We start from the raw sequence: 9,225 nt of genomic DNA on the forward strand, positions 1-9,225 counted from the left end.
TCGCTGAGCTGAATTGCTTTTTGTAATAACTGAAAATATGCGGCTTGATATCATGGGCTTTGCAATACTCGACCTGAGTTAAGCTACTGGCTTGCCATTGCGGTATAGGGTCTTGCATAGCCGATTTATTTTGAGATGGGCTCATTAATGCCTCCTGAGTTAATTGGAAGCAATAGTCTGCCATTTTTTAGGTTGGTTTAGAATGTGTGGTTTAATTGACGCTTACTTCATTACAGTCTCCTGACACTTGTGGATTAGGTTTATGTTGTACCATATTAAGCATAAAAAAGGGCCAAATCATTAATAGACTTTAGTCTGGCTAGTTACCCTAAGTTATATCTAAAAAAATAATGAACGCTGTTTATATTGCAAATAGCGGACTAAAGTCCGCTCTACAGGCTATTCCATGCTTTTTCTAGCCTTTTTGCCGATACCGGCATGGCTGTTTTTAATTGCTGGGCAAACAACGATACTCTAAATTCCTCCAGCATCCAGCGAAATACTTCCCGCTCAGGATTAACCGTTGCATCTTTCTGACGTTTTTCAATACTTTGCCAGTACCATTGCTGGAATTTAGCTATTTCCTGCATTTTTTGCTGATCTTTATCAACCTGATGTAGCATGTTTTGTAAGCGTATTTCTATCGCTTGAAGATAGCGCGGATAATGTTTTAAATAGTCATCAGCGGTTGTCATCAGAAAGCCTTGATAACACAAGCGAGCTAATTGAAGCTGTACATCAATGACTGATTTATCCTGTTGCGGTAATCCATCAACTTGCTTTTTGATTTGCGTGTAGAGTGATAAAGCTTTAATAACATGCCCGCCAATTTTATTAGCTGTATTTATAAGTTCCGACTTATTATCTTTCAGGCATTGCTCAAACTGTTGCTCACTGCGTATCGTATGCCCAAAAACAAAAACAGTTCTAATAACCAGACCAAGCATGTCTTCTTTATAACTTTGAGACATAATATCCCGACTTAGATCAGGGTGTTTGCTCAAGCGGTTATAAGCTAATTCAGACTCGGGTGAAAACGGCAGGTTTTTAATAATATATTTGGCTTCTTTTTTTAACTGCAACTGAAATAAGCGTGACAGACCTGCCGCATGCTGTAAATCAGATTTTTCCTGAGTATCCAGAATACGCACTCCAACCGCATCACCTTCATCAATAATAGCTGGATAACCAATAAAGTTTTGTCCGTTTTGTTCAAATTGATAAACTTCAGGCAGCTCACCGAATGCCCATTTGATACAACCCGTATAATTTAATTCATCTTCTGCCAGTTGATTAAAGCTCTCCCCTGCAGCTTCATTATATTTTCGCTGTAAAGCTTTTAAATCACGACTATTATCCAAGTGCTTACCTTGCTCATCTATGACTCGAAAATTCATACGCAAATGATCGGTGATCAGCTCGGTATTCCATGATGTTAAAGGTACGGACTCCCCAGTAAGTTTGCGTAAACGCATGGTTAGCCATTCATATAATGAGCCTTTGCCGTCGGGTTCCACTTCCAGGCAGCGTTCCACCATACTGGGAACAGGGACAAAGTGTTTACGTAACTGTTTAGGTAAGCCTTTTACCAAGGCGATTAGTTTTTCCTGTAACAAGCCAGGAACCAGCCATTCAAAGGCTTGCTCGGTCAATTGATTTAACTGATGGACAGGAATAACAACCGTAACACCATCTTCTTCATGACCAATTTCAAATCGATACTGTAAAGGCAGGGTTAAACGGCCAATTTGTTTCTCATCCGGGTATTCCCAAGAACTGATATGCCCTTCATCCTGGCGGGTTAAGTCTTCCTTGGTTAAAAATAATAACTTTGGTTGTTCGCGCTCTACTTTTTTACGCCATTGATCAAAAGTGACTCCGTTAACCACCGTATCGGGAAGCTTCTGATCATAAAATTCATACAACCATTCTTCATCTTCGATTAAATCAACACGCCGTCCTTTGTGCTGAATATAGCCAACTTCTTCTAATAGCTTCTCGTTCGCCTTAAAAAATGGCGCGCGAGTTTGATAGTCATGCTCAACTAAAGCATGGCGAATAAACATTTGACGTGCCGCTTTTGCATCCACATGTTCATAAGGTATTTTACGCCGCGCCTGTAGAGTAATACCAAACAGCAAAGTACGTTCAAAAATAGCCCCACGTCCGGCTTTTTTCTCCCAATGCGGATCAAAGTGGTTTTTCTTGACAAGATGCTCGGCACAGCGCTCTACCCATTGTGGCTCAATTTTCGCCACGCAACGACCATAGACTTTACTGGTTTCTACCTGTTCAGCAGCCATGATCCATTTAGGACGCAACCTATGCTGTCCAGAGCCGGGGAAAATAAAAAACTTTAGGTTACGTGCGCCTAGGTATTCATATTGCTCATGTTTAAAACCAATATTGGATAATAATCCAGGTAATAGCGCCTGATGCACTGCTTCATATGAAGCTTCGGTACTATTCAATTTGAGTTTTAATTCCCCTTTTATGACCTGCAATATTTGCGTATGTACATCCTGCCATTCTTTTAAACGTACATAGGAAAGAAAATGCTGCTTACACCACTTGCGTAACTGGTTATTAGATAAATGTTTTTTACGCTCCTCAAAGGTATTCCAGATATTGATAAAACTGAGAAAATCCGAGCCTTCTGCAATAAATTCAGCGTGTTTAGTATCTGCCTGTTGCATTTTATCTGCTGGTTTTTCACGCGGGTCCTGAATACTTAAACCAGAAACAATAATAGCCACTTCGCTAAGACAGGACATCTCATCGGCAGCAATCAACATACGTGCTAATTTAGGATCAACCGGGAGTTTAGCTAATTTCTGTCCCACAGACGTTAGTTTTCCTGCTTTATCCAGCGCATTGACTTCCTGCAAGGAATTTAAACCATCCCGAATCATTTTATCTTCGGGTGGCTCGACAAAAGGAAAGTCACGTATATCACCCAGTTTTAGCGCTGCCATCTGCAGAATAACGGCTGATAAACTGGTGCGCCTAATTTCCGGTTCAGTAAATTCAGGACGACTTAAATAATCATCATTAGAATATAAACGAATACAAATCCCGTCTGCAACTCGACCACAACGCCCTGCCCTTTGATTAGCACTGGCCTGTGAAACTTTCTCAATCGGTAGACGCTGTATTTTACTGCGATGACTATAACGACTGATACGTGCATGACCCACATCAATGACACTACGAATACCCGGTACGGTAAGCGATGTTTCGGCGACGTTGGTTGCTAAAACAATCCGCCGTTTGCCAGCTTTGGTTTTAAACACCCGCTCTTGTTCACTAACACTCAGCTTTGAATACAGGGGTAATATTTCATAGCGACCATGATTATGTTTTGTCAAAGATTCATTGGTTTCACGTATATCTTGCTCACCACTAAGAAAAATCAATATATCGCCGCTAATATCATGCTGCAGTTCATCCACAGTATCTAAGATAGCTTGTTGCACATCCTTAGTGGTTTCATCTTCTTCCTCATCCTGCTCTATCGGACGATAACGCATCTCTACAGGGTAAGTACGCCCTGAAACATTGATAATCGGTGCATTAAAAAAATGTTCGGAAAAACGTTCCGGGTCAATGGTTGCCGAGGTAATAATTAATTTAAGATCAGGGCGACGCGGTAATAACCAGCGCATATAACCGAGCAAAAAATCAATATTTAAACTACGCTCATGAGCTTCATCAATAATGATTGTGTCATATTGATTTAAGTAAGGATCATTTTGTGATTCGGCTAATAAAATCCCATCCGTCATTAGTTTAATTAATGACGTTTCACGCGTTTTATCATGAAAGCGCACTTTATAGCCGACCGCCTGACCGAGAGGTTGCTTCAATTCTTCGGCAATCCGGTCAGCAACTGTGCGCGCTGCGATACGTCTAGGTTGAGTATGCCCAATTAAACCAGCTGCACCACGCCCAATAGATAGACAGATTTTGGGTAATTGCGTAGTTTTTCCTGAACCGGTTTCACCACAAAGAATAATAACTTGATTGTGCTTTATTAACTCTGCTATTTCATCTTTTTTAGCAGAAATGGGTAAATCAGGAAATTCCAGAACAGGAAAACTCTCTAAACGGGCATTACGCTTTTCTATCGATTGTTTAAGCTTTAGCTCCAGATTAAGCAGTTGCTCCTTAACCTTTGTACCTTTTCTTAACTCATTACGTAAACGATCGAGTTGTCGTTTAATGGGCTGGCGGTCTTTATTAAGTGTTTTTGCTAAATTTTTGGAGATTTGTTGAATCAGTTCTTGGGAGGACATAGGGTGTTTTTATAGTTCCCACGCTCTGCGTAGGAATTTATCTAAAGACGCTCTGCATCCCGTGACACTGAACATCATTGACTGCATTACGTGGAGCATAGGAATGATAAAAAGGGGGAAATAGACGGGGGTTACTTACATATCATTCAGTTCCTTCCTTGCGTCCCAATTCCATTAAGAAATCCTTCAGCTTATTCAACTCAGGCACATCATAATCAAAATCATAAATGCGTTTATTTTTTAATGAAGCTTCATTACTGCACTTACGCGCTGCTTGCTTTTTCTCATCCTTAGAGCAACAATCATAACGTTGATAGATATTTATCCAAAACTTGTCAAAATCTTTTTGTTTCAGTTTATTATCCTGCAAACATGCCTGCCATGCATCCAGGCAATCTGCCATAGGAGAGTCTTTACACTTAATCGCTTTTAACAAGGTTTCCAATTCACCCTTACCTGCCACATTTAAAATAAAAATACTAAACACGACATCAGGATTTTCACCAAATACCAAAGCTATTTGTTCTTTAATAAGCGTTCTTCTAGCAACTATTCCTACTTCATCCGCATCAAAAATAACCCCTATTTTATCAATCCCGTCTTTTTTTACCTGACTACGAAGTGATTTTAATTTGTTTTCTAATTTGCCTACCCACCCAAACAATCATACTCATCAATTGAACATACTGGACTATCGATCTTAATTTCGACACTGATATGGGCGACTAAGGCTTCGATAAAATATTGGTCATTTTCACTTTCAACAATTAATAGATTACTCACCGCGATACTTTCCCTGATGGGTCAGTTCATAAGCAAGTTGCTCGTCATCTAAGTCACGCATAAAAATCTGCTCGGTTTTTATGTTTCTCGCCATTTCAAAGTAAGCACTCTGCTTATCACCTAAATCATGCTGTACGTGATTAAAGGCTTCGATACATTCTTTAGAATGTGTCGTGGCAAATACCTGAACATTAAGTTTTGCAGATAAAGTAAAAATAACATTCCAAAGCTCACCCAGTACAGTATAGTGAATACCATTATCCATTTCATCAATAAATAAGTAGCCATTTTCTGATGCATATAATGAAGTGACAATAGAGACTAAATGCCTGACACCATCGCCTAACTCAGTCAACTCCAGGTACTTCCCATTTACTTTACATTGTGGTTTTTCATCAATGATTTTAAATACTTCTATACTGGAATCGAATTCATTTAAGATAATATTTAGTGAAGCTTCGGCATCTTTCTTTTGTAGGGAGGAGTAATAATTAATAACATGACTATTTGACAAGCCAAAATTATCAATAAAATGAATTTTTTCCATATCACTTAATTCAAATGAAAATTCATTAACATTAATTCCTATAGACTCATTATTAAAGCTAAAAAAATATTTTTTGATTCCTTCTTTATTTTCTATCTGATAAGAACATGTATTGATATTTGACCGTACAAAAATACCATTACTTTGTTCAATAAACTGTTGTATATTTCTCTCAATATCACCTAACACTCGATGTTCAAGTTTTTCCATCCCATTGCCATCAAACTCTTACCTTAAGTGAAACCACTGCCGGGGCGAGCCCAAGGGACTTCTACAGTACGAACTTTCCCGTCCGTTGTTGTGATGCGAGGAACAGAGCAATGTAGATAGCAAGAATGCTCAAAGAAGCTCAAGTGTTGCCATTGCCGATCGACTGTATCATGCACTGGGCAGAGAACCCCCGATTCATCAGCAAAACGGGCGCCTGGTTCAAAACCTATCTGCAAATGAAGTTCATTCTGTTCTAAAATATTGTCGTTTGAAAAGATAATTTCTTCCACTTTCCAAGGCGATTGTAAGCCTAAAGCCATACTAAATAAAGATTCATTATTCATGGTATTATTATCGCACTACCCACTAGGATTCACATAGAGCCATTTTTAATATCTTGCGCAGACACATTAACAAAACAAGCTTCCAGAAAAGCCGTTTTACCTACATTATTCTTGCCACCAATCAGATTGACCTGCATAAATCCTTGTGCTTTAAAGTCGGCAAAACATTTAAAACCTTTAATCTGTATGTCTTGTATAAAATGTGTATTCATTGTTTTCTATTGCTTAAAATATGCAGCTAACAACTTAATTATTAGGATAAAAACACTATTTACGCTACCCTGCTGCCACAAAGGCATCGGTAAAAATGTCCCCCATATCTACACCATTCATAAAAGCTTCCATTTTCATTGAACCAACCATATCAGGATGACCACATAAAAATACCCGCCAGCCCTTCCAGTCATCCATATGCGCCAAGGCCGCTTTATCTGCTCTTCCTGCCGTAAAGCTCTCGGGAACATTTTCGCCAGAAACACAGGGAAAATAAGAAAAATTAGTATATTTCTCGGAAAATTCACGTAATTCATCGATTCGATATAGGTCTTCGACACTACTAGATCCATGAAATAGCACGACTGGCCCTGTGTGCCCTTGTTTTAAAGCATCGTCCAGAATTCCAGCCAAGGGAGCAAGGCCTGTTCCTGTACCTACTAACAATAACCCCTGCTCAGCACGCTCAGGAATATAAAAACAGTGTCCCTGTGGCTCGGAAACTGCAATATTATCCCCTATTCGTATTTCATCATGTAGCCATTCACTAAATTGACCATTAGCTAACCGGCGTATATGAAACTCTAAAATCCCATCTTGCTGTGGTACATTGGCAATGGAATAACTACGGATCAAGCCATCATCACGTTGTAAATTTACAAATTGTCCAGCAAAATATTCCTGTATGTCCTGACACTGCACCTTCAATAACAGGGTATTGTGGTTTAACATCTCATTAACAACCACTTTGCCCTGACTAAAAAGCTCTGATTGATCAGGTATTTTAATCTGCATATCCTGTTCTGGATGACATAAGCAGGCAAGAAAGTAATTTTGTAGTTTCTGTGTCTCTTTCAGGCCTTTCTGTGCTGTTTCAGGAGGAGACTGATTCACACTACGAGAAATACAACTGTGGCAGGTGCCCTTTTGACAGGCATAAGAGATATCAACCTCTTCTCTTATCAGAGTATCCAGTACCGACTCGCCCGATTGACAAGTGTATACCTTTTCTCCCAGTGTTAATTTGGTCATTTTAAATTCCACTTTAGATATTTATTGATAGTTTGTATCAACTATTAGATCCATTCCAGACAAAATCATGGCATTTATCATGAAGAGTACAAATGCAATGAAAGTCAGCTTGTTAGCGGTTTCCCTCAATATCTATTGAATAGAAATCCAAAAGAAACATGCAGGAAAACTAATATAGTATACCCTCTATCTCCTTACTGTAAAGTAAGCCTATCCCTTAGACGGAGTTCCTACCTTAACCTTCATCAATCACTTACGTGGCCGCTTGTTTTTATCATACGCAGTTTTTTTATCCGCTCGTCCACGCGCTGGTGGTCGTCTGGCTTCTCTGCTATTTTGCTTGATAGCCACTTTCGCCCTTGGCTTTGATTTAGTGGCTGTCCTTGGCTTAGTCGCCTGTTCAAATCTTTCTGATGGTAAGCCCACAAAACTTAATAAATCATCAAGCTCTTTTGCTGTTAATTCATGAGTTTGCCTGACTCCCAGACCATCTGGTAAAAAGATAGGTCCATAACGTACACGCATTAAACGGCTAACTTGAAATTCCAGCGCCTCCCATAAACGACGCACAAGGCGGTTACGCCCTTCTTTCACTGTTACATGATACCAGCGATTAGCACCTTCACCACCGTTGAACTGTATATCATCAAATTTTGCCAGGCCATCTTCTAATTGCACTCCCTGCTTTAGTTGGGTAAGGTTCGCATCGCTGACTTCCCCCAGAATACGCACCGCATATTCACGATCAATTTCTGATGATGGATGCATTAAACGGTTTGCTAATTCGCCATTATTAGTGAATAACAATAGGCCTTGCGTATTGATATCTAGGCGCCCTACTGCAATCCATCGGCCTGCTAATAACTTAGGCAGTTTTTTAAACACAATAGGCCGGTCTTCAGGATCATTGCGCGTAACGACTTCGCCGGTAGGCTTATGATAAATAAGTACACGAGTTGGTTGTACTCCAAATTTCTCCCATTTTAACGGACGCCCTTTTAATATTAGACTATCCCCAGCTTTAAGACGATCGCCAAGCGTAGCTGGTTCCCCGTTCAATACCAGGAGCCCTTCAGTTATCCAACGTTCAACCTCGCGTCGCGAGCCAACGCCACCTCTTGCTAATACTTTTTGAATACGCTCACCCTCAAGATTACTCTTTGTTTTAATCTCTGCATTAGGCTGAGTTGTATCACTAGCAGACTCCTTAGCATTGACATAAGGTTTTATATTGATAACGGGGGCTTGAGTTTTCACGTATTCTTCTGTTTTGGATTAGAGTTTAAAATTAGACTTCTTACTAGAGATTATCAGTGTATTGAGAACCTGCCAGGAAAAAGATATACCCTCTATGATTTAATTTATCCTAGGTGGCGTATTCAGATATTATGATAACACCATATCAAATAAGGTGAATCATACGATTTATTTGTTTAGGAATAAGCACGAAACAACTTCCCGATATTAATTATTCTTGAGGAATTGCACGGTAATTCCATTTTGGTAAATGTGTATCAAATACAATCGGCATTATTTCTTTGAAGTCAGCGGCATATTTTCGTCCTGTCTCGTATATTTTGTCGAGTATGTGAACAATTGTTGTTAGTCCTTTTGACGTTGATGTTCTAGAAATCAATGTTTTAACTGTTTCAACCGAGTCAAATACAACACCTTCACAAGCACGAGTCACATGAGGAAAAAAACGATGTTCAATGGGATTATACTTGGAGGTATAAGGAGGATAGTGGGCAATCCTAATTTCCAATCCAAGTGCATTCGCAGTCTTTTGTAAATCTTCTTT

General features: G+C 39.5%; 9 protein-coding genes and 1 pseudogene. All 10 read right to left on the minus strand.

Going from position 1 to position 9,225, the window contains the following annotated elements:
* Positions 1-184: IS66 family insertion sequence element accessory protein TnpA (gene tnpA / locus CDZ78_RS24480; RefSeq protein ID WP_444979194.1), on the minus strand; the 184-nt coding region annotated here is incomplete at its 3' end.
* Between the two features lie 208 nt (positions 185-392).
* On the minus strand, positions 393-4,295 hold the full coding sequence (hrpA, locus tag CDZ78_RS05625; RefSeq protein ID WP_087869125.1) for an ATP-dependent RNA helicase HrpA: 3,903 nt from the start codon (positions 4,293-4,295) through the stop codon (positions 393-395).
* 142 nt (positions 4,296-4,437) lie between these two features.
* Complete coding sequence (locus CDZ78_RS05630) at positions 4,438-4,959, minus strand: DUF3226 domain-containing protein (RefSeq protein WP_230990540.1); 522 nt, start codon at positions 4,957-4,959, stop codon at positions 4,438-4,440.
* Complete coding sequence (locus CDZ78_RS23575; RefSeq protein ID WP_280175544.1) at positions 4,944-5,078, minus strand: hypothetical protein; 135 nt, start codon at positions 5,076-5,078, stop codon at positions 4,944-4,946. The genes CDZ78_RS05630 and CDZ78_RS23575 overlap by 16 nt, the downstream gene beginning before the upstream one ends.
* Positions 5,071-5,835, minus strand: a complete 765-nt coding sequence (locus tag CDZ78_RS05635; protein ID WP_087869126.1) for an AAA family ATPase — start codon at positions 5,833-5,835, stop codon at positions 5,071-5,073. The genes CDZ78_RS23575 and CDZ78_RS05635 overlap by 8 nt, the downstream gene beginning before the upstream one ends.
* A gap of 26 nt (positions 5,836-5,861) precedes the next feature.
* Positions 5,862-6,179, minus strand: a pseudogene (locus CDZ78_RS05640) (ISL3 family transposase); the annotation flags it as partial.
* 29 nt (positions 6,180-6,208) lie between these two features.
* Positions 6,209-6,391 carry an AAA family ATPase gene (locus CDZ78_RS05645; protein ID WP_087869127.1) on the minus strand — a complete coding sequence of 61 codons (183 nt, stop codon included), beginning with the start codon at positions 6,389-6,391 and terminating at the stop codon, positions 6,209-6,211.
* 64 nt (positions 6,392-6,455) lie between these two features.
* Positions 6,456-7,424, minus strand: coding sequence for an FAD-binding oxidoreductase (locus tag CDZ78_RS05650; protein WP_087869128.1), 969 nt, complete (start codon positions 7,422-7,424; stop codon positions 6,456-6,458).
* 249 nt (positions 7,425-7,673) lie between these two features.
* Positions 7,674-8,681, minus strand: coding sequence for a 23S rRNA pseudouridine(2605) synthase RluB (rluB, locus tag CDZ78_RS05655; protein ID WP_373862438.1), 1,008 nt, complete (start codon positions 8,679-8,681; stop codon positions 7,674-7,676).
* A gap of 211 nt (positions 8,682-8,892) precedes the next feature.
* A partial coding sequence (locus tag CDZ78_RS05660) for an ISAzo13-like element transposase-related protein (RefSeq protein WP_444979195.1) occupies positions 8,893-9,225 on the minus strand: 333 nt, incomplete at its 5' end.

The sequence above is a fragment of the Bathymodiolus platifrons methanotrophic gill symbiont genome (genome assembly GCF_002189065.1).
In the GTDB taxonomy this organism is placed as follows: Bacteria; Pseudomonadota; Gammaproteobacteria; order Methylococcales; family Methylomonadaceae; genus Methyloprofundus.